Origin of the sequence: Pseudomonas fluorescens (genome assembly GCF_902497745.1) — a bacterium.
In the GTDB taxonomy this organism is placed as follows: Bacteria; Pseudomonadota; Gammaproteobacteria; order Pseudomonadales; family Pseudomonadaceae; genus Aquipseudomonas; species Aquipseudomonas fluorescens_BM.
Genome location: NZ_CABVHJ010000014.1, coordinates 56,133 through 77,082, shown reverse-complemented (window position 1 = coordinate 77,082; position 20,950 = coordinate 56,133). Strand labels below are relative to the sequence as shown.

The following is a 20,950-nucleotide window of genomic DNA, read 5'->3' as shown; positions in this document are numbered from 1 at the left end:
TTGTTGTTGTCGGATCGTTGCAGCCATGGTCGACCCCTACGGACAGGGTGCCCATTGGACGTAAGTCTAGGTTTTGCCACCATTGGCGCAGTTTCGGAGATGCCCTACGCAAACAGTCGGAAATTCCCTTGCTTGCCCCCTTGGAAAAAAATCCGACGAAGTGCACATTGAAGCTCTGCCCCGCGATGTCTGACCACTTGCCAAGGGACTGTTTTGAATACTTAGAGAACGCCATGTCCGACCACGATATTTTGAGCGATGCCGAGCGAGAAGCGCTCAGTGCAGTGATGCTCGAACCTGACCTGCCACCTCAGCGTGTATTGATCGTTGATGACGACAAGGACGCCCGGGAGCTGTTGTCGGAGATTCTCGCGTTGGACGGCATTCGCTGCATGACCGCAGCCAGTGGTGAAACGGCGCTGAAGATGCTTGAAGAAAAGCCTTCGATCGGGCTGGTCATCACCGATCTGCGCATGGGCCATGTCGGTGGGCTTGAGCTGATTCGGCAGGTGCGCGAATCGGTGCGGGCAGCGATGCCGATCATCATTGTTTCGGGTGATGCTGATGTGAAAGACGCGATTGCGGCGATGCATTTGAGCGTGGTGGATTTTCTGCTCAAGCCGATTGATACGGGCAAGTTGTTGGCGTTGGTGAAACATGAATTGGGTATCGAACCCTAAGAGCCCCTCACCCTAACCCTCTCCCAAGGGGAGAGGGGACTGACCGAGGTGGATGTGCAAGGTCCACCGACTTGAAATTCCTAAGTCGAACTCCGGTTTTGAAAAGCAAAAAGATCGGCTCCCTTCCCCCTCACCCTTTGGCAATTCCTGATCCGAGCTCAGATTTTGAAAAGCACACAGATCGGCTCCCTTTCCCCTCTACCCTTGGCAATTCCTGAGCCGAGCTCAGATTTTGAAAAGCATACAGATCTGCTCCCTTTCCCCCTCTACCCCTTGGGGGAGAGGGCTGGGGTGAGGGGGATGGATCTCAAACCGGCTACAAAACCCAATCCCAGCGCACAAACAAAAAAGCCCTGATCTCTTGACCAGGGCTTTTTCACATCAGCGCAAATTTACAGGCCGTTGGCAGCCTTGAACTCGCGACGACGACGGTGCAGCACCGGCTCGGTGTAGCCATTCGGCTGCTTGGTGCCCTCGATCACCAGTTCTACCGCCGCCTGGAAGGCGATGTTGCTGTCGAAATCCGGGGCCAGCGGACGGTACAGCGGGTCGTTGGCGTTTTGACGGTCCACCACCGGCGCCATGCGCTTGAGGCTTTCCATCACTTGCGCTTCGGTGACCACGCCGTGGCGCAGCCAGTTGGCGATGTGCTGGCTGGAGATACGCAGCGTGGCACGGTCTTCCATCAGGCCGACATCATTGATGTCCGGTACTTTCGAGCAACCCACGCCCTGGTCGATCCAACGCACCACGTAACCGAGAATGCCCTGGGAATTGTTGTCCAGTTCGTTCTTGATCTGCTCTGGCGTCCAGTTCGGGTTGACCGCCAGCGGGATGGTCAGGATGTCGTCCACCGAAGCGCGGGCACGTTTGGCCAGTTCGGCCTGACGGGCGAACACGTCGACCTTGTGGTAGTGCAGCGCGTGCAGTGCAGCGGCGGTCGGCGATGGAACCCAAGCGGTGTTGGCACCGGCCAATGGGTGAGCGATTTTCTGCTCAAGCATCGCCGCCATCAGATCCGGCATCGCCCACATGCCTTTACCGATTTGCGCACGACCTTGCAGGCCGGTGCTCAGACCGATATCGACGTTCCAGTTTTCGTAAGCGCCGATCCACTTCTCAGCCTTCATGTCGGCCTTGCGTACCACCGGGCCGGCTTCCATGGAGGTGTGGATTTCGTCGCCGGTGCGGTCGAGGAAACCGGTGTTGATGAACACCACGCGCTCGCTGGCTGCCTTGATGCAGGCCTTGAGGTTGACCGTGGTGCGGCGCTCCTCGTCCATGATCCCGACTTTCAAAGTGTTGCGCGTAAGGCCCAGCACGTCTTCGATGCGACCGAACAGCTCGTTGGTGAACGCCGCTTCTTCCGGGCCGTGCATCTTCGGTTTTACGATGTAGACCGAACCGGTGCGAGTGTTGCGGCGCGAGGTGTTGCCGTTGAGGTTGTGCATCGCCGCGAGGCAAGTGACCAGACCGTCGAGGATGCCTTCCGGAACTTCGTTGCCGTCTTTGTCGAGGATCGCGTCGATGGTCATCAGGTGGCCAACGTTGCGCACAAACAACAGCGAACGACCGTGCAACGTCACTTCACCGCCATTTGGCGCGGTGTAGGTGCGATCCGGGTTCATGGTGCGGGTGAAGGTCTGGCCACCCTTGGACACGGATTCCGCCAGGTCGCCCTTCATCAGGCCGAGCCAGTTGCGGTAGATCACCACTTTGTCGTCGGCATCAACAGCCGCCACGGAGTCTTCGCAGTCCATGATGGTGGTCAGCGCCGCTTCCATCAGGATGTCTTTGACGCCGGCAGCGTCGGTCTGGCCAACCGGAGTGGTGGCATCGACCTGGATTTCGAAGTGCAGACCATTGTGTTTCAGCAGGATGGCGATTGGCGCGTTGGCGTCGCCCTGGAAACCGATCAGCTGAGCGTCATCACGCAGGCCAGTGTTGCTGCCGCCCTTGAGGGTGACCAGCAGTTTGCCGTCAGCGATTTTGTAGCCGGTCGAGTCAACGTGAGAGCCAGCCGCCAATGGCGCAGCTTCATCGAGGAACGCACGAGCGAAGGCGATGACTTTGTCGCCACGCACCTTGTTGTAGCCTTTGCCTTTTTCCGCGCCACCTTCTTCGCTGATCGCGTCGGTGCCGTAGAGGGCGTCATACAGCGAACCCCAGCGGGCGTTCGAGGCATTGAGAGCGAAGCGGGCGTTCATCACCGGCACAACAAGTTGCGGGCCGGCGGTACGGGCGATTTCATCATCGACGTTTTGCGTCGTTGCCTGGAAATCAGCCGCTTCTGGCAGCAGATAACCGATTTCTTGCAGGAAGGCTTTATAGGCCACGGCGTCGTGCGCCTGACCGTTGCGTTGCTGGTGCCAGGCATCGATACGAGCCTGGAAGTCATCGCGTTTGGCGAGTAGGGCTTTGTTCTTCGGCGCCAGGTCATGAATGACCTTGTCGGCACCTTCCCAGAATTTGTCGGCGGTGAGGCCGGTACCGGGAATGGCTTCGTTGTTCACGAAGTCGAACAGGACTTTGGCGACCTGCAGGCCACCGACTTGAACGTGTTCAGTCATTGCTTGCCTCACTCTGCTCAGCTATTTCGCTTTTCAGCTCTTCAATTTGACAATGAAGCCTCTGGCCATTTAAACCACAAACCTGCCGACCAGTACATGCCATTGCGGGCGGCTGGGCTGGGACCAATCAACGGCTTGGGGCCTTGCTGACGGGGCTTTCAGGGTTGCGAACAGGCCTTGGGCAGACATCGATCCGGCGTTATGTAGTGCGCGCTGCGGCATACTACATGATGAGTTGCGCTTGTGAAAATCAGACTAATTACGTCGTTCTGCGACCTCATGTCGCATTGCGGTCACATCGCGGAACGGGATGTTCTCAAAAAACTATTGGATTGTTCCAGTTAAATATAAAAAGTTGTACACGATTTGTCGTTTCGGGCGTCTGAGGCGGCTGACCATCCCTTGCCTATACTTGCCCTTCTACAACAAAAGTCATGACAAGAGGGCTGCGCCATGGACCATCTCGTACTCACCGTTTTCGCCCCGGACAAGCCCGGGCAGGTCGAGCGCATCGCCCAATGCATTGCCGAACACGGCGGTAACTGGCTGGAAAGCCGCATGTCGCGGATGGCCGGGCAGTTCGCCGGGATTCTTCGGGTGGGCGTGCCGGCGGAGGCTTACGACGAATTAGTCGATTCCCTACAAGCATTGTCGACGCACGGCATTCGCGTGCTGATTGCCGAAAGCGGAATCGAGCAGTCCTGCACGTGGAAACCGATCGCCATGGAGTTGGTGGGCAATGATCGGCCCGGCATCGTCCGCGACATCACCCGGCTGTTGAGCGAGCAGGGCGTCAACCTTGAGCGGCTGGTGACGGAAGTGCGTCCGGCACCGATGAGCAGTGAGCCGTTGTTTCACGCCGAGGCGATTCTCGCGGTGCCGCTGACCTTGTCGCTCGACGTCTTGCAGTCGCGTCTTGAAACCCTGGCCGATGATCTGATGGTGGAACTGGTGTTACGCACAGACGTTTAAGCGCCGATCAGGTTATCCAGTTTAAACGTGCACCTGCCTGTGGATAACCTGTAGAGACTGTCGTCAACGCCGCGCCCGCTGTGGCTTAGCTGGAGTTGATCAAAAAACCGCCAACATTCAGTGACTTGCGCACAAACGGCGGGGATCACGCTGTGGATAACCTTTGGAAGGAACGGTGCAGGCCACGAGAACCGTGGCCTGTGAGGGTTTGTTCGTTTTTTGATCAGCTACGCCGACGCAAACTGATCACCGCATCGACGCTGTAAACGGCCAGACCGGCCCAGATGAAGATAAACGCGACCAGCGTGCTCGACGACAAGTGCTCGCCGAACAGCAGTACGGCTTGCAACAGCACCAGAGTCGGCGCCAGGTATTGCAGGAAACCGATCGTGGTGTAGGGCAAGTGGCGCGTGGCGGCGTTGAAGCACACCAGTGGGATCAACGTCACCGGCCCGGCCGCTACCAGCCACCAGGCTTGGGACGTGGTCCAGAACTCCGGTTGCGCGCTGGTCGCGGTCTGATTGAACAGCAGCCAGGCAATCGCGATCGGCACCAGCATCCAGGTTTCCACTACCAGACCCGGCAACGCCTTGACTGGCGCCTGCTTGCGGATCAGACCGTAGAAACCGAACGTCAGCGCCAGCACCAGCGAAACCCACGGCAGACTGCCGACCTGCCACACCTGTTGCGCGACACCGACCGCCGCCAGACCGACCGCGAGCCACTGCATCCGGCGCAAGCGTTCGCCGAGAATCAACATGCCCAACAGCACGTTTACCAAGGGGTTGATGTAGTAACCGAGGCTTGCTTCGAGCATGCGCCCGTTGTTCACCGACCATACGTAGGTCAGCCAATTGGCCGCGATCAACGTGCCGCTCAGGGCCAGAATCGCCAGGCGTTTGGGGTTGTCGAGCAGTTCGCGCCACCAGCCCGGGTGTTTCCACACCATCAGCAGCAGTGCACCGAACAGTGCCGACCACAGCACCCGATGGATGATGATCTCGACCGCCGGAACCTCGGCGATGGCTTTGAAGTAGATCGGGAACAGGCCCCAGATGATGTAGGCACTCAGGCCCAGAATGTACCCGCGACGCGGGTTGGCGGCTTGCATTCAGAATCCTTGCTTAGGCAGCTAACAAAGGAGGGATTGTAAGGAGATTTGTCGGCGAGTGCCGTAGCTGATTGGTCAGAAATGTGTGAACACACAACCCCTGTGGGAGCGAGCTTGCTCGCGAATACGGACTGACATTCAACATTATGCTGACTGACATGACGCCTTCGCGAGCAAGCTCGCTCCCACAGGGTTCAGGTTTAGGTCAGAAGAGTTTCAGTGGTTCTTCGTTAAGCGCTGATAGCTGCTCACGCAACGCCAACACCTGATCGCCCCAATAACGCTCGGTACCGAACCACGGAAAACTGTGCGGGAACGCCGGGTCGTCCCAGCGCCGCGCCAGCCAGGCGCTGTAATGCATCAGGCGCAGCGCGCGGAGCGGTTCGATCAGCGCCAGCTCACGCGGGTCGAAATCGTGGAACTCGTTGTAGCCATCCATCAATTCCGACAACTGCCCCAGGCATTCCTGACGATCACCGGCGAGCATCATCCAGATGTCCTGCACCGCAGGGCCCATGCGGCAGTCGTCGAGGTCGACGATATGGAACATCTCGTCACGGCACATCATGTTGCCCGGGTGGCAATCGCCGTGCATGCGGATGTTCTGGTGCGGTGTGTTGGCGTAGGCATCTTCCACGCGTTTAAGCAGGTCGCGGGCGACGGACTCGTAGGCCGGCAGCAGGCTTTTCGGAATGAAATTGCCTTCGAGCAAGGTGTTCAGCGAGGCGTGGCCGAAGTTCTGTACGGCGAGGGCTTCACGGTGTTCAAACGGCTTGGTCGCGCCGACCGCGTGAATCCGCCCGAGCAACTGGCCGAGGCGATACAGCTGGTCAAGATTGCCCGGTTCCGGTGCCCGCCCGCCGCGACGCGGAAACAACGTGAAGCGGAAACCGGCATGTTCGTGCAGGGTTTCGCCGTTGTGGATCAGCGGCGCCACCACCGGGATTTCGACGTCGGCCAGTTCGAAGGTGAACTTGTGTTCTTCGAGGATGGCTTCGTTGGTCCAGCGCTGTGGGCGGTAGAACTTGGCAATCAGCGGTTCGGAGTCTTCGATGCCGACCTGATAGACGCGGTTTTCATAGCTGTTGAGCGCCAGAATGCGCGCATCACTGAGAAAGCCGATGCTTTCAACGGCATCGAGGACGAGGTCGGGTGTGAGGGTTTCAAACGGGTGGGCCATGCTGACTCCTGCGCGCAGCAGGCTGCCGCGTCCGGCCCAGCATGGTAGCGCAGATGGCAGCGAGGGAGTTGGTTGGTGTCTGTGCTGACACCATCGCGAGCAGGCGAAGGCCTACAGGGGATCGCATTCCCAATGTGGGAGCGAGCCTGCTCGCGAAGGCGGTGTGTCAGGCGCCGACGATTCCACCATCCTCACGGGTAATCGCCATCACCGAAGACCGCGGCTTGCCATTCGGCAGATGCTCAGGGAAGGTCGACCCACCGTTTTCCCCCGGATGCTGAATCCCGACAAACAGGGTTTTCTGATCCGGCGAGAAGCTGATCCCAGTGACTTCACAGCCAATCGGCCCGACCATGAACCGGCGAATCTCACCGGTCTTCGGATCGGCACAGAGCATCTGGTTGTTGCCCATCCCGGCAAAGTCCCCGGCATTGCTCGAATCACCATCGGTGAGAATCCACAAACGCCCAGCCTTGTCGAAACCCAAGCCATCCGGGCTGTTGAACATGTTCTGCGGGGTGATGTTCTTCGAGCCACCCTTCGGCGTCCCGGCATGCACGCCCGGGTTGCCAGCGACCACAAACAGGTCCCAGGCAAACGTCTTCGACGCGTGATCGTCACGGTCGGTGCGCCAGCGCAGAATCTGCCCGTAAACGTTCTTCTCACGCGGGTTCGGCCCGCCCACCGGCTGGCCGTCTTCGCCGCGCTTGGCGTTGTTGGTCAGGGTGCAATAGACCTGGCCGTCCTTGGGGCTGACGACGATCCATTCCGGGCGATCCATGCGTGTTGCGCCGACTACGCTGGCGGCGAGGCGCGCGTGGATCAGCACTTCAGCCTGATCGGCGAAACCGCTGCTGGCGTCGATGCCGTTTTTGCCGTGAGTCAGCTCGATCCACTGGCCCTGGCCTTTCGGGTGATCGGGGTTGCTGTCGCCGTTGTCGAATTTCGCCACGTACAAAGTGCCGTGGTCGAGGATGTCGCGGTTGGCCTTGGCGTTGCGGTGGTTGATGCGGTCGCGGCTGACGAATTTGTAGATGAATTCGCCACGCTCGTCATCGCCCATGTACACCACGGCGCGGCCGTCGTCGGTCTCGGCCAGTGCGGCGTTTTCATGCTTGAAGCGGCCCAGCGCGGTGCGTTTGACCGGGGTTGATTGCGGATCGAACGGATCGATCTCGACCACCCAGCCGTGACGGTTGAGTTCGTTGGGGTTTTTCGCCATGTCGAAGCGCGGATCGTACGGGTGCCAGTTGATTTCGCGGCTGGCGACCGAGACGCCATAGCGCTTTTGCGCCGGGTCGAACTGCTGTTGGGCGTTGCTGCTACCGAAGCAGTCGGTGAAGTTTTCTTCACAGGTCAGATAGGTACCCCACGGCGTTTTACCGTTGGCGCAGTTCTGGAACGTGCCGAGGACTTTTTTGCCGTGTTTGTCGGCAGCGGTTTTCATCAGATCGTGACCGGCCGCCGGGCCGCTGATGCGCAGTGGCGAGTTGCCGTGAATGCGGCGGTTGTAGCGCGAACCCTGAACGAACTGCCATTGACCGTTTTTGCGTTGCACTTCAATCACCGACACGCCTTCGCAGGCCAGCGCCTTGCGCACGTCTTCGGCCGATTGCGGCATGCCGCCGTGCGGGTAGAGGTAGCGGTAGTTGGTGTATTCGTTGTTGATCGCCATCAGCGCGCGGTTGCGGTCGTCGGGGAAGGCGAACAGGCTCATGCCGTCGTTGTTGTCGCCGAACTGCACTTCCTGTGCGGCGGCGGTGCCGTTGCCGCTCGGGTCGAACGCCGGGCCGTTTTTCTGCAGCGGCTGACCCCAACTGATCAGGACTGACGACTTGTAGCCTTTGGGCAGCGTGATGACATCGGTGGTCGCAGCGGGAATGCTCTCGAAACCGAGCAGGCGGCTGTTGCCGGCGCTTACGCCGGTGGCCAGCGCGCTGCGGCTCAACAGACTGCCACCGAGGAACATCGCCGCGCCGCACAGCGCACCGGCGCCGATGAAACCGCGACGGCTGAGGCCGACCATTTTTTCCAGATCAGTGGATTGGTTTTCTTCTAATAGGCTCACATCAGGCTCCCTGCTTGGTTTTGGCAGCTACCTTAATGAGCGTCGATGACGCTTTCGTTGCAGCGCCTGATTACAGCGGCGTGCCGATCAGCACGTTGGACGGGGAAAACTGCACCTGCACCGGTTGTGCGACCGTCAGCCCGCGAGTGCGCAAGTCGAGCGGCTCAGCCAAGGCGCAGAGGGTATGGCCGTTGGGCAGGGTAATTCGTACTTCGCTCGGGCCGTCCGCGGCGTCGAGAATCGCTTCGATGGTGCCCTTCAGAAGATTGTGACCAGACGTTGCAGGTTGCTCTTGTCCGAGCAATTCCAGCCAGCCGGCCTTGATCAGCGCTACTACGTCGGTGCCGGCATGCAGCTCCAGATGCACGGTGCTGTCGTGGGTGATCTGCGCGTTTAGGCACAGCCCTTCGGCCAGTTCGAGGCGGATCAGGTCATTACGGCCCTGCGCTTGGATCGCCACGACTTTGCCGTGCAACTGATTGCGCGCGCTGGTTCTGAGCATCAAGCGGCCGAGCAGATCCAGATCGCTGGCATCTTCCGCTGCTTCCAGCACCTGCGCCTGCAGGGCCTGTAGTTTTTGGTACAGGCGCAGAACGCGTTCGCCTTCGCTGGAGAGTTTCGCGCCGCCACCGCCCTTGCCACCGACGGCGCGTTCGACCAGCGGTTTCTGCGCGAGGTTGTTCAGCTCATCGATAGCGTCCCACGCCGCTTTGTAGCTCAGGCCTGCGCTCTTAGCGGCGCGGGTGATCGAGCCTTGTTCGGCGATGTGTTGCAGCAGGGCGATACGCTGGGGGCGGCGGACGATGTGCTGGGACAACAGGGGAGGCATGGACATGGATAGGGCGCTTTTTCGCTGTGGCGTTGGGGAGGAAGTTGGCCGCTCGCAACGCGAGAGTCAAGCTTGACGCAGAACCCTGTGGGAGCGAGCTTGCTCGCGAATGCGGCTTGTCAGTCAACATTGATTTTGAATGTGCTGGCCCCTTCGCGAGCAAGCTCGCTCCCACATGAACATTGCGTTGGCTTCAGTTTCCGGGTTTTGGAGTGCGGGCCAGACAATAGACATCGACCCGGGCGGCGCCAGCGTTTATCAGCAACCGGGCGAGAGCCTGTGCGGTAGCGCCAGTTGTCAGCACATCATCAACCAACGCCAAATGTCGGTCTTTTATCTGCGCTTCCGGCATGAGGTTGAAAGCATTACGCAGATTGCGTTTACGCGCCTTGGCGTCGAGATCCTGCTGTGCGTCGGTCTCCTTGACTCGCCGCAGAACCTGTTCTTCGCACGGCAGATCCAGCGCCTGACTCAACCAGCGCGCCAACATCGCCGCCTGGTTGAATCCCCGTTGGCGCAGGCGTTTACGCGCCAGTGGCACCGGCAACAACACATCAGGCCTTGGCAAACCCTCATCGAAGCGATGTTGCAGGTATTGCCCGAGAACGTCGGCGAGCAGGTGGCCAAACGGCCATTTCGCGTTGTGTTTAAAGCGCGTAATCAAACTGTCGACCGGGAAGCCATACAGCCACGGCACCACCACCTGTTCGAACGGCGGCGGCTCTAGCAGGCACTCGCCGCAGGTCAGGCCCGCTGCGAGGAGTGGCAAGGCGCAGGTCTGGCAGTGGTTGCCGAGCCATGGCAGATCGGTTTCACAGGCCACGCAGATTGGCATTTCTGCTTCTGCAGGCTCATCGCAAAGCAAGCAGATTTGTATATTATTTAAACAGATGTAAACCTGTCCTTCGTATCGTGGTTGACAGCGCATGACTCTTCCTTAAATATGCCGAACATCCGTGTCGCGCCTGTGGGTATTCCGTTCCCGCAGCCGCCAGCCAAGCATAACCAAGGAATTACCCATGAGCGCGAGCACTACCGCCACCCTGCGTCACGACTGGTCTCTGGCCGAAGTCAAAGCACTCTTCGTACAGCCATTCAACGACTTGCTGTTCCAGGCGCAAACGGTGCACCGCGCACATTTCAACGCCAACCGCGTGCAGGTCTCGACCCTGCTGTCGATCAAGACCGGCGCCTGTCCGGAAGACTGCAAGTACTGCCCGCAGTCCGGTCACTACAACACCGGTCTTGAAAAAGAAAAGCTGATGGAAGTGCAGAAAGTCCTCGAAGAGGCTGCCCGCGCCAAGGCTATCGGCTCGACGCGTTTCTGCATGGGTGCGGCGTGGAAACATCCGTCGGCCAAAGACATGCCGTACGTGCTGAAAATGGTCGAAGGCGTGAAAGCCATGGGCCTGGAAACCTGCATGACCCTCGGTCGTCTCGATCAGGAACAGACCGAAGCGCTGGCCAAGGCCGGGCTCGATTACTACAACCACAACCTCGACACTTCGCCTGAGTTTTACGGCAGCATCATCACCACCCGCACTTACAGCGAGCGCCTGCAGACGCTGGCTTACGTGCGTGAGTCGGGGATGAAGATTTGCTCGGGTGGGATTCTTGGCATGGGCGAGTCGCTGGATGACCGCGCCAATCTGCTGATCCAGTTGGCCAACCTGCCGGAGCATCCGGAATCGGTGCCGATCAACATGCTGGTGAAGGTCGCCGGTACGCCTTTGGAAAACGCCGAAGACGTCGACCCGTTCGACTTCATCCGTATGCTCGCCGTTGCGCGGATCCTCATGCCGCAATCCCACGTGCGCCTGTCCGCTGGCCGCGAAGCGATGAACGAGCAGATGCAGGCTCTCGCATTCTTTGCCGGCGCCAACTCGATTTTCTACGGCGACAAACTGCTGACCACGGCCAACCCGCAGGCGGACAAGGACATGCAGTTGTTTGCGCGTCTGGGCATCCAGCCGGAAGCCCGTGAAGAGCATTCCGACGAGGTGCATCAGGCCGCGATCGAGCAGGCATTGGTTGAGCAGAAGAGCAGCGAGCAGTTCTACAACGCTGCGGTTTAAACCTGCACGGATTCCTCTGAAGGAATGCAAAACCCCTGTGGGAGCGAGCTTGCTCGCGAAAGCGGTATTTCAGTCGACATTGATGTCGGATGTGAAGGCCTCTTCGCGAGCAAGCTCGCTCCCACAAGGATCGCATCCACTTCGATATTTGTGATCTCACCGAGGCCTGCATGTCTTTCGATCTCGCCGCACGCCTTGCTGCCCGTCGTGCCGAAAACCTCTATCGCCAGCGACCGCTGCTCGAGTCCCCGCAGGGGCCGCAAGTGGTGGTCGACGGCAAGCCGTTGCTCGCCTTCTGTAACAACGATTACCTCGGCCTGGCCAATCACCCACAGGTCATCGAAGCCTGGCGCGCCGGTGCTGAACGCTGGGGCGTTGGAGGCGGTGCCTCGCATCTGGTGATCGGCCACAGCGGCCCGCATCACGCACTGGAAGAAGCGCTGGCCGATCTCACCGGCCGTCCGCGTGCGCTGCTGTTCACCACCGGCTACATGGCCAACCTTGGCGCCGTCACCGCGCTGGTCGGGCAGGGCGACACCGTGCTGGAAGATCGCCTCAATCACGCCTCGTTGCTGGATGCCGGTCTGTTGTCCGGCGCGCGTTTCAATCGCTATCTGCACAACGACCCGGTGAGTCTGGCCAAACGCCTGGAGAAAGCCACCGGCAACACATTGGTAGTCACCGACGGTGTGTTCAGCATGGACGGCGACCTTGCCGACTTGCCGGCACTCGCCCGTGAAGCCAAGGCCAAAGGTGCGTGGTTGATGGTCGATGACGCTCACGGTTTCGGGCCGCTGGGTGCCAACGGTGGGGGCATCGTCGAGCACTTCGGTTTGAGTCAGGAGGATGTGCCGGTATTGGTCGGCACCCTCGGCAAAGCGTTCGGCACGGCGGGGGCATTTGTCGCTGGCAGCGAAGAGCTGATCGAAAGCCTGATCCAGTTTGCCCGCCCGTACATTTACACCACCAGCCAACCACCAGCGCTGGCCTGCGCGACGCTGAAAAGTCTGCAGCTGCTACGCACTGAACATTGGCGTCGAGAGCATCTGCAAACGCTGATCCGTCAGTTCCGCCATGGCGCCGGGCAGATTGGCCTGGAACTGATGGACAGCTTCACGCCGATCCAGCCGATCATGATTGGCGATGCCGGGCGCGCGGTGCGGTTGTCGCAGATGTTGCGCGAGCGCGGTTTGATGGTCACCGCGATCCGCCCGCCAACTGTGCCCGCCGGCAGCGCTCGCTTGCGCGTGACCCTGACCGCCGCGCACAGCGAGGCGCAGGTGCAGCTATTGTTAGAGGGACTGGCCGATTGCTTTGCCCAACTGTTGTCGGAGCCAAGCCATGCGTGATCGCCTGATTCTGCTGCCCGGCTGGGGCCTCGGTGTGTCGCCGATGGAGCCTCTGGCTGCGGCGTTGCAGGGGCTCGACGAACATCTGAAAGTGGAAATCGAGCCGCTGCCGCAATTGGATTCCAGCGATCCGCAAGACTGGCTCGACGAACTCGATGAACGTATTCCCCACGACGTGTGGCTCGGTGGCTGGTCGCTGGGCGGGATGCTTGCGTCCGAATTGGCGGCACGGCGGGGTGAACATTGCTGCGGTTTGCTGACGCTGGCGAGCAATCCTTCTTTTGTTGCCCATGAGCAATGGCCGAGTGCGATGCCCGGCGAGACGTTCGACGCGTTTCTCGCTGGTTGCCAGGCCGATCCGCGCACAACTCTCAAACGCTTCTCGCTGCTTTGTGCTCAAGGCGCACAAGATCCGCGCGGATTGTCGCGGCTGATGCTCGGCGGCGCGCCGCAGACGGCGCCCGCTGTGTTGATGGCGGGACTGGAACTGCTCGCGCAACTGGACACCCGTGAAGCATTGCAGGCGTTTCGTGGTCCGCAATTTCATCTGTTCGCCGGACAGGACGCTCTGGTCCCGGCGGAAGCGGCGGGGGCGTTGTTCGCGCTGTTGCAGGATATTGAAATAGGTCTGATCGAACAGGCCTGTCATGCGTTTCTTCTGGAAGACCCCCACGGACTGGCGGGTGCTATCCAGGCTTTTCTACACGAGTGCGGTGATGACTGATTTGTCTCTTGTGCTGCCCGGCGGCTTGCCTGACAAGCGTCAGGTCGCGGCCTCTTTCTCTCGTGCGGCGGCCAGTTACGACAGCGTCGCCGAGTTGCAACGTGATGTCGGTACACAATTGCTGCAGCGGTTGCCGCAGGAATTTGTACCGGCGCGTTGGCTGGATCTGGGCTGTGGCACGGGTTATTTCACTCGCGCGCTGGCTTCGCGGTTTACCGAGGAACACGGTCTGGCGCTGGATATCGCCGAGGGCATGCTCGATCACGCGCGACCGTTGGGCGGTGCCGAGCATTTCATTGCCGGCGATGCGGAGCGTCTGCCGTTGCAGGATTCAACCTGCGATCTGATTTTCTCCAGCCTCGCCGTGCAGTGGTGTGCAGACTTCGAGGCGGTGCTCAGCGAAGCCTTTCGTGTATTGAAACCGGGTGGGATTTTTGCGTTTGCTAGTCTTTGTGCAGGGACGTTGTTTGAATTGCGTGATAGCTGGCGGCAGGTCGATGGGCTGGTGCACGTCAACCGCTTCCGCGAGTTCTCCCGTTATGAGCAATTGTCTGCGGCCAGTGGCTTGCGCACGTTGAGTCTGGAGAATCAGCCTCACGTGTTGCACTACCCGGATGTGCGCAGTCTCACCCATGAATTGAAAGCCTTGGGTGCGCACAATCTGAATCCAGGGCGGCCGGGCGGTTTGACCGGGCGGGCGCGGATTCTCGGGCTGGTCGAAGCTTACGAGCAATTCCGTGAGGCGTCGGGATTGCCGGCGACTTATCAGGTGGTCTACGCCGTGTTGGAGAAACCCGTATGAGCGCAGCCTATTTCATCACCGGAACGGACACTGATGTCGGCAAGACCACGGTTGCCGCAGGGTTGCTGCATGCAGCGCGATCGGCCGGGCTGAGCACAGCGGCGGGGAAACCGGTGGCGTCCGGGTGCGAAGTGACGCCGAAGGGATTGCGCAATGCCGACGCGTTGGCGCTGTTGGCCGAGTGTTCGTTGCCGCTGAGTTATCAACAGGTCAATCCTGTGGCGTTCGAGCCGGCTATCGCACCGCATCTGGCGGCGCGTGAAGCGGGTGTCGCGTTGACCGTGCAATCGCTGCTGGCGCCGATGCGCGAGATTCTGGCGATGAATGCCGATTTCACTCTGATCGAAGGCGCGGGTGGCTGGCGGGTGCCGTTGGCGGATCAGGATAATTTGTCGGATCTGGCGATTGCGCTGAAGTTGCCGGTGATTCTGGTGGTGGGCGTGCGGCTGGGGTGCATCAGTCATGCCTTGTTGACGGCCGAGGCGATTGCTCGCGATGGGCTTCAATTGGCAGGGTGGGTGGCGAACATCATCGATCCGAAGACGTCGCGGCTGGAGGAGAATCTGGCGACATTGGCTGAGCGGATCCCGGCACCCTGTTTGGGTCGGGTGCCGAAACTCAAGGCGTTGAGTGCGGAAGCGGTGGCGGCTCATCTGCAGCTGGATTTGCTCGACTAAGCTTTTGCCTATGAACAGGCACTGTGCCATTAGTGTTTTTGACGGGTGTTTTTCTGACGCCTCTGGTTCAATGGCGCCATTGATCCTTCCCAAGGATGAGAACTGTTATGGAAATCTCCGGTAACACAGCTTTTTATGCAGGCCTGAGCTCGATTCAGAGCGGGCAGAACCGCGTCGATCAGGCGGCCAGCCAGATTGCCAATAATACGATTGAACGTTCGGTGACCAGCCAGTCTTCCGAAGTGCAGGTTGACCGTCTACGCGGTGTGGATCGTGCCCAGCAATCGGATCTGGCCAGCAATATGGTCGAGATGTCTCAGGGCAAGATCCAGGCAGAGCTGGGCGTGAAGGTCGCCAAGGCGTCCGATGAAATGCTCGGTACCATCATCGATACGTTTGCCTGATCTTTTCGCAATCTGCATCTTGAACGCCGCGCCTTGTCGCGGCGTTTTTCGTTGTAAGTCCCTCTCCCTCAACTAATCTTTTTTCAGCGTCCGTGGCTCGTTCGAGTCTACGGCGGTTTGCTGCGTCCGCTGTTTGAAAGATGCGGGGACGAACGGCAAAAGAACGATGCTTGACAAGAATTCGGCGTAAACGTATGTTTCAAACAACTGTTTGACCGTCACAACAAATCAACACGGTCGTTCATTCCCGGTTACATCAGCAGAGGTTTATCGCTATGCCTGACTACAAGGCCCCCTTGCGTGATATTCGCTTCGTTCGTGACGAACTGCTCGGCTACGAAGCGCATTATCAGAGCCTTCCGGCTTGCGCAGACGCAACTCCGGACATGGTTGACGCCATCCTCGAAGAAGGCGCCAAGTTTTGTGAGCAGGTACTGGCACCGCTGAACCGCGTGGGCGACCTCGAAGGTTGCACCTGGAGCGAGTCCGGCGTGAAAACCCCGACGGGCTTCAAAGAGGCTTACAAGCAATTCGTTGAAGGCGGCTGGCCAAGCCTGGCGCACGACGTTGAGCACGGTGGCCAAGGCCTGCCGGAGTCGCTCGGTCTGGCAGTGAGCGAGATGGTTGGCGAAGCCAACTGGTCGTGGGGCATGTACCCAGGCCTGTCGCACGGCGCGATGAACACCATCTCCGAGCACGGCACCCCAGAGCAGCAAGAAGCCTATCTGACCAAACTGGTTTCCGGCGAATGGACCGGCACCATGTGCCTGACCGAGCCGCACTGCGGCACCGACCTGGGCATGCTGCGCACCAAGGCCGAACCTCAAGCTGATGGTTCTTACAAAGTCTCCGGCACCAAGATCTTCATCTCGGCCGGTGAACACGACATGGCCGACAACATCGTCCACATCGTGCTGGCCCGCCTGCCGGACGCACCGGCTGGCACCAAAGGCATCTCGTTGTTCATCGTTCCAAAGTTCATGCCGAACGCTGATGGCACCGTCGGTGAGCGCAACGCAGTGAGCTGCGGTTCGCTGGAACACAAGATGGGTATCCACGGCAACGCCACCTGCGTGATGAACTTCGACGGCGCCACCGGTTTCCTGATCGGCCCGGCGAACAAAGGCCTGAACTGCATGTTCACCTTTATGAACACCGCACGTCTGGGCACCGCACTGCAAGGTCTGGCCCACGCCGAAATCGGTTTCCAGGGCGGCTTGAAATACGCTCGCGATCGTCTGCAAATGCGCTCGCTGACTGGCCCGAAAGCGCCGGAAAAAGCTGCTGACCCGATCATCGTGCACCCTGACGTACGTCGCATGCTGTTGACCATGAAGGCTTTCGCCGAAGGCAACCGCGCGATGGTGTACTTCACCGCCAAACAGGTCGACATCGTCAAATACGGCGTCGATGAAGAAGAGAAGAAGAAAGCCGACGCACTGTTGGCCTTCATGACCCCGATCGCTAAAGCGTTCATGACCGAAGTCGGTTTCGAATCCGCTAACCACGGCGTACAGATCTACGGCGGCCACGGCTTCATCGCCGAGTGGGGCATGGAGCAGAACGTTCGCGACAGCCGCATTTCGATGCTGTACGAAGGCACCACCGGTATTCAGGCACTCGACCTGCTGGGCCGTAAAGTGCTGATGACTCAAGGCGAAGCTCTGAAAGGCTTCACCAAGATCGTCCACAAGTTCTGCCAGAACAACGAAGGCAACGAAGCGGTTCAAGAGTTCGTCACGCCGCTGGCTGCACTGAACAAGGAATGGGGCGAGCTGACCATGAAGGTCGGTATGGCTGCCATGAAAGATCGCGAAGAAGTCGGTGCGGCCTCCGTGGACTACCTGATGTACTCCGGTTATGCCTGCCTGGCTTACTTCTGGGCCGACATGGCGCGTCTGGCTGCTGAAAAGCTGGCAGAAGGCAGCGGCGACGCGGCGTTCTATACCGCCAAGCTGCAAACCGCGCGTTTCTACTTCCAGCGTATCCTGCCGCGTACCCGCACGCACGTGGCCACTATGCTGTCGGGCGCCAACAACCTGATGGACATGAAAGAAGAAGACTTTGCACTGGGCTACTAAGCTCTAGCGCCGTCTCATGAAAACCGCTGCTCCCGTTAGGGGGCAGCGGTTTTTTTGTTGGCGAATCGCTCAGATAGTCGGGCTTCCGGCCGTTAAAGAGACAGTGTGTGATCTGGATCACATTGTGTGGGCTTGGCTGCACTTTGCAGGCACAATGCCATCTCTTTGCTATGACGGGTCGGAGCTTACCCTTGCCGCGTTCTTCCGCTGTACGTTTCAGCCATTTCCTACCTTCACTGCTGTTGTTACTCGCGGGGTTGGCGGCTGCGTACGTCAAAGACCTCAGTGTGTTCTTCACGTCGCTGTTCAACGTGCTGCCGACGTTGGTGTTGTTGTTGGGTGGCGCTTATTGCGCGGTTTACCGCCGTCAGCGCGAACTGTTTCTGATGCTCACGGTGTACATCGCCTACTTTTTGCTCGACACCCAGACCGACTATTACCGCGACAACGGCAAGGTGCGCGAAGACGCTGCCGTGGTGTTCCACCTCGTCTGTTTATTGCTGCCGTTGTTATTCGGCTTGTTCGCCGCCTGGCAGGAACGGACACATCTGTTCCAGGACATGGTCGCGCGGTTCGCCGTGTTGCTGGCCTTTGGCAGTGTGGCGTTGGGCCTGGAGCAAAGTTATCCCCAGGCTTTGCTGATCTGGCTGTCGGAAATCCGCTGGCCGGCGCTGCACGGCGCCTGGATGAGCCTGATCCAGCTGTCCTATCCGGTGTTTATCTCGGCATTCCTGTTGCTCGCCTGGCAATACTGGCGCAATCCGCGCCCGCTGCACGCGGCGCAACTGGTCGGCTTGCTCGGCGTGTTCTGGATGCTGCCGAAAACCTTCATCCTGCCGTTTACCCTCAACATCATGTGCAGCCAGGTGATGTTGATGATCGCCGCTGCCGTTGCGCACGAGGCTTATCAAATGGCCTTCCGTGACGAACTCACCGGTCTGCCGGGCCGCCGCGCCCTCAACGAACGCATGCAGCGCCTCGGCCGCAACTACGTGCTGGCGATGAGCGACGTCGATCACTTCAAGAAATTCAACGACACCCATGGCCACGATGTTGGTGACCAAGTGTTGCGCCTGGTCGCTAGCAAGCTGTCGAAAATCAGCGGTGGCGGTAGGGCGTATCGCTACGGTGGTGAGGAATTCGCCCTGGTTTTCGCCGGCAAAACCCTTGAAGAGTGCATGCCGCATCTTGAGGTGATCCGCGAGTCTATTGCTTCCTACAGCATTCAACTGCGCAATCAGGAAAACCGTCCGCAGGATGACCAGCAAGGTCGTCAGCGCCGGGCCGGTTCCGGTGCTTCCAGCGTTTCGGTGACGGTAAGCATTGGCGTCGCCGAGCGAGTGGAACAACGCAACCCGGAACAAGTGCTGAAGTCTGCCGACGAGGCGCTCTATGCTGCAAAAGGTGCGGGGCGTAACTGCGTGATGGCATACGGACAAAATCGTCGCGGTGCGGTGCGCATGGACACGGCCGCAGGTTGAGTGATGACGGCGCATTCAGCGTCTGCACAATGATTGTTTGGTGTGGTGGCCGGCAGTAGGTTGAGGAAATCTGCTGACGGAGAAGCCACCATGCCTGAATACAAAGCTCCCCTGCGCGACATGCGCTTTCTGATCGACCACGTCTTCGACTTCCACGCCAATTACGCCACTCTCGGTGCGCACGACGCCAGCCCGGACATGATCAACGCGATCCTCGAAGAGGGCGCGAAGTTCTGCGAAAACGTCCTCGCGCCGCTCAATCGCAGCGGTGACGAAGAAGGCTGCCATTTCGACAACGGTGTGGTGACAACGCCTACAGGCTTCAAGCAAGCCTTCGCACAATACGTCGAGGGCGGCTGGCACGGTCTGGCCGCAGATCCGGTTTACGGCGGCCAGGGCTTGCCGAGTTCGCTGGGATTGGTGATCAGCGAAATGGTCGGCTCCAGCAACACCTCGTGGGGCATGTACCCGGGCCTGACTCATGGCGCGATGTCGGCAATCCATGCCCACGGCACTGCGGAACAAAAAGAAACTTACCTGAGCAAACTCACCGCCGGGCAATGGACCGGCACCATGTGCCTGACCGAAGCCCACTGCGGCACCGACCTGGGCATTATCAAGACCCGCGCCGTGCCTCAGGCCGACGGTAGCTACGCGGTCACCGGCAGCAAGATTTTCATCTCTGCCGGCGAACACGACATGAGCGATAACATCATCCATCTGGTGTTGGCCAAACTGCCGGACGCGCCGGCCGGAACCAAAGGGATTTCGCTGTTTATCGTGCCGAAGTTCTTGCCGGATTCAGCAGGCGAAGCGGACGAGCGCAACGGCGTATCCTGCGGTTCGATCGAACACAAGATGGGCATCAAGGCGTCGGCCACTTGCGTGCTCAACTTCGATGGTGCCAAGGGCTTCTTGATCGGCGAACCGAACAAGGGCCTGAACTGCATGTTCACCATGATGAACCACGCACGGCTCGGCACAGGCATGCAGGGTCTGTGTCTGGGCGAGGCGAGTTTCCAGGGCGCGATCAAATACGCCAACGACCGTTTGCAGATGCGCTCGTTGACCGGCGCCAAAGCACCGGACAAAGCCGCCGATCCGATCATCGTCCACCCCGACGTGCGGCGCATGTTGCTGACCATGAAAGCCTTCAACGAGGGCAACCGCGCGCTGACCTATTTCACCGCGCAACTGCTCGATACCGCGCACCTGAACAGCGATGCCGAGGCGCGTCAGGAGGCTGAAGACCTGCTGGCGTTCCTCACGCCGATCTGCAAAGCGTTCATGACCGACAGCGGGCTGGAAGTGACCAACCTCGGCATGCAGATATTTGGCGGCCACGGGTTTATTCGCGAGTGGGGCATGGAGCAATTGGTTCGCGACTGTCGGATTGCACCGATCTACGAAGGCACCAACGGCATTCAGGCGCTGGATCTGCTGGGCCGTAAGGTGCTGGGCAGTCAGGGTAAGTTGCTGCGTGGTTTCACCAAAATCGTCCACAAATTCTGCGCAGCCAACGCCGGGCATCCGCAACTGGGCAGTTTCGTTGCGCAACTCAATGAGTTGAACCAGCAGTGGGGCGACCTGACCATGAAGGTCGGCATGGCGGCGATGAAGAACCCGGATGAAGTGGGCGCGGCGTCGGTGGATTATCTGATGTACAGCGGTTACATCATCCTCGGCTATCTGTGGTTGCGTATGGCATTGGTGGCGCAGGCGCAACTGGAGGCGGGCGAGGGTGAGGCGGATTACCTGCGCGGGAAGTTGGCGACGTGCGAGTTTTACTTCAAGCGTTTGTTGCCGCGTACGGCGGCGCATCGAGCGGCGATTGAGGCGGGGAGTGAGTGTTTGATGAAGTTGCCGGCGGAGGTGTTTGCGCTTTAAGGAAGATCAAAAGATCGCAGCCTTCGGCAGCTCCTACAGGGAATTTGGGGTTGGCGGGGC

17 protein-coding genes are annotated in these 20,950 nt (G+C 59.6%); 11 read left to right on the top strand and 6 right to left on the bottom strand.

The features are described from left to right. The first annotated feature begins 233 nt into the window (after nt 1-233). Nucleotides 234-680, top strand: a complete 447-nt coding sequence (locus F8N44_RS21130; RefSeq protein ID WP_077574803.1) for a response regulator — start codon at nt 234-236, stop codon at nt 678-680. A 392-nt stretch (nt 681-1,072) separates the two neighbouring features. On the opposite strand, the gene F8N44_RS21125 is transcribed toward F8N44_RS21130, so the two are convergent. Further along, on the bottom strand, nt 1,073-3,250 hold the full coding sequence (locus F8N44_RS21125; RefSeq protein ID WP_150651672.1) for a malate synthase G: 2,178 nt from the start codon (nt 3,248-3,250) through the stop codon (nt 1,073-1,075). Nucleotides 3,251-3,703: 453 nt separating this feature from the next. Between F8N44_RS21125 and F8N44_RS21120 the strand changes: the two genes are divergently transcribed. Beyond that, on the top strand, nt 3,704-4,222 hold the full coding sequence (locus F8N44_RS21120; RefSeq protein ID WP_007910018.1) for a glycine cleavage system protein R: 519 nt from the start codon (nt 3,704-3,706) through the stop codon (nt 4,220-4,222). 223 nt (nt 4,223-4,445) lie between these two features. On the opposite strand, the gene rarD is transcribed toward F8N44_RS21120, so the two are convergent. From rarD to F8N44_RS21090, 5 genes are all read right to left on the bottom strand, one after another. After that, nucleotides 4,446-5,333: an EamA family transporter RarD gene (rarD, locus tag F8N44_RS21115; protein WP_150651671.1), complete on the bottom strand. Its 888-nt coding sequence runs from the start codon at nt 5,331-5,333 to the stop codon at nt 4,446-4,448. A gap of 205 nt (nt 5,334-5,538) precedes the next feature. Next, entirely contained in the window at nt 5,539-6,513 is a 975-nt protein-coding gene (locus F8N44_RS21110; protein ID WP_016983182.1) for a serine/threonine protein kinase, read from the bottom strand. 166 nt (nt 6,514-6,679) lie between these two features. Next, nucleotides 6,680-8,581: a PhoX family protein gene (locus tag F8N44_RS21105; RefSeq protein ID WP_093429938.1), complete on the bottom strand. Its 1,902-nt coding sequence runs from the start codon at nt 8,579-8,581 to the stop codon at nt 6,680-6,682. A gap of 70 nt (nt 8,582-8,651) precedes the next feature. Further along, entirely contained in the window at nt 8,652-9,416 is a 765-nt protein-coding gene (locus F8N44_RS21100) for a TOBE domain-containing protein (RefSeq protein WP_150651670.1), read from the bottom strand. Between the two features lie 187 nt (nt 9,417-9,603). Next, on the bottom strand, nt 9,604-10,338 hold the full coding sequence (locus F8N44_RS21090; protein WP_150651668.1) for a ComF family protein: 735 nt from the start codon (nt 10,336-10,338) through the stop codon (nt 9,604-9,606). A gap of 91 nt (nt 10,339-10,429) precedes the next feature. Between F8N44_RS21090 and bioB the strand changes: the two genes are divergently transcribed. From bioB to F8N44_RS21045, 9 genes are all read left to right on the top strand, one after another. Continuing rightward, nucleotides 10,430-11,485, top strand: coding sequence for a biotin synthase BioB (gene bioB, locus F8N44_RS21085; protein WP_150651667.1), 1,056 nt, complete (start codon nt 10,430-10,432; stop codon nt 11,483-11,485). Between the two features lie 170 nt (nt 11,486-11,655). After that, complete coding sequence (gene bioF / locus F8N44_RS21080; RefSeq protein ID WP_150651666.1) at nt 11,656-12,834, top strand: 8-amino-7-oxononanoate synthase; 1,179 nt, start codon at nt 11,656-11,658, stop codon at nt 12,832-12,834. Beyond that, nucleotides 12,827-13,558 (top strand): alpha/beta fold hydrolase, encoded by a 732-nt coding sequence (locus F8N44_RS21075; RefSeq protein ID WP_150651665.1) that lies wholly within the window; start codon nt 12,827-12,829, stop codon nt 13,556-13,558. The genes bioF and F8N44_RS21075 overlap by 8 nt, the downstream gene beginning before the upstream one ends. Further along, nucleotides 13,551-14,360, top strand: a complete 810-nt coding sequence (gene bioC, locus F8N44_RS21070; protein ID WP_150651664.1) for a malonyl-ACP O-methyltransferase BioC — start codon at nt 13,551-13,553, stop codon at nt 14,358-14,360. Before F8N44_RS21075 ends, bioC begins: the two co-directional genes overlap by 8 nt. Next, the gene (bioD, locus tag F8N44_RS21065; protein ID WP_150651663.1) at nt 14,357-15,037 is read left to right on the top strand and encodes a dethiobiotin synthase; all 681 of its coding nucleotides are present in this window, start codon (nt 14,357-14,359) and stop codon (nt 15,035-15,037) included. Before bioC ends, bioD begins: the two co-directional genes overlap by 4 nt. Nucleotides 15,038-15,144: 107 nt before the next feature. Next, complete coding sequence (locus F8N44_RS21060; RefSeq protein ID WP_095137438.1) at nt 15,145-15,441, top strand: pyrroloquinoline quinone biosynthesis protein PqqE; 297 nt, start codon at nt 15,145-15,147, stop codon at nt 15,439-15,441. A gap of 275 nt (nt 15,442-15,716) precedes the next feature. Continuing rightward, entirely contained in the window at nt 15,717-17,522 is a 1,806-nt protein-coding gene (locus tag F8N44_RS21055) for a phenylacyl-CoA dehydrogenase (RefSeq protein ID WP_150651662.1), read from the top strand. 191 nt (nt 17,523-17,713) lie between these two features. Further along, nucleotides 17,714-19,003: a GGDEF domain-containing protein gene (locus tag F8N44_RS21050; protein WP_095122567.1), complete on the top strand. Its 1,290-nt coding sequence runs from the start codon at nt 17,714-17,716 to the stop codon at nt 19,001-19,003. 90 nt (nt 19,004-19,093) lie between these two features. Next, entirely contained in the window at nt 19,094-20,890 is a 1,797-nt protein-coding gene (locus tag F8N44_RS21045) for an acyl-CoA dehydrogenase C-terminal domain-containing protein (RefSeq protein ID WP_150651661.1), read from the top strand. The last annotated feature ends 60 nt before the right edge of the window (nt 20,891-20,950 follow it).

Bases quoted from the DNA above. Each gene is read 5' to 3' on its own strand.
- F8N44_RS21130 (WP_077574803.1), top strand. From the start codon at position 234: ATGTCCGACCACGATATTTTGAGCGATGCCGAGCGAGAAGCGCTCAGT.
- F8N44_RS21045 (WP_150651661.1), top strand. From the start codon at position 19,094: ATGCCTGAATACAAAGCTCCCCTGCGCGACATGCGCTTTCTGATCGAC.
- bioB (WP_150651667.1), top strand. From the start codon at position 10,430: ATGAGCGCGAGCACTACCGCCACCCTGCGTCACGACTGGTCTCTGGCC.
- rarD (WP_150651671.1), bottom strand. From the start codon at position 5,333: ATGCAAGCCGCCAACCCGCGTCGCGGGTACATTCTGGGCCTGAGTGCC.
- F8N44_RS21090 (WP_150651668.1), bottom strand. From the start codon at position 10,338: ATGCGCTGTCAACCACGATACGAAGGACAGGTTTACATCTGTTTAAAT.
- bioC (WP_150651664.1), top strand. From the start codon at position 13,551: ATGACTGATTTGTCTCTTGTGCTGCCCGGCGGCTTGCCTGACAAGCGT.
- F8N44_RS21060 (WP_095137438.1), top strand. From the start codon at position 15,145: ATGGAAATCTCCGGTAACACAGCTTTTTATGCAGGCCTGAGCTCGATT.
- F8N44_RS21125 (WP_150651672.1), bottom strand. From the start codon at position 3,250: ATGACTGAACACGTTCAAGTCGGTGGCCTGCAGGTCGCCAAAGTCCTG.
- F8N44_RS21120 (WP_007910018.1), top strand. From the start codon at position 3,704: ATGGACCATCTCGTACTCACCGTTTTCGCCCCGGACAAGCCCGGGCAG.
- F8N44_RS21100 (WP_150651670.1), bottom strand. From the start codon at position 9,416: ATGTCCATGCCTCCCCTGTTGTCCCAGCACATCGTCCGCCGCCCCCAG.
- bioD (WP_150651663.1), top strand. From the start codon at position 14,357: ATGAGCGCAGCCTATTTCATCACCGGAACGGACACTGATGTCGGCAAG.
- F8N44_RS21110 (WP_016983182.1), bottom strand. From the start codon at position 6,513: ATGGCCCACCCGTTTGAAACCCTCACACCCGACCTCGTCCTCGATGCC.
- F8N44_RS21055 (WP_150651662.1), top strand. From the start codon at position 15,717: ATGCCTGACTACAAGGCCCCCTTGCGTGATATTCGCTTCGTTCGTGAC.
- F8N44_RS21075 (WP_150651665.1), top strand. From the start codon at position 12,827: ATGCGTGATCGCCTGATTCTGCTGCCCGGCTGGGGCCTCGGTGTGTCG.
- bioF (WP_150651666.1), top strand. From the start codon at position 11,656: ATGTCTTTCGATCTCGCCGCACGCCTTGCTGCCCGTCGTGCCGAAAAC.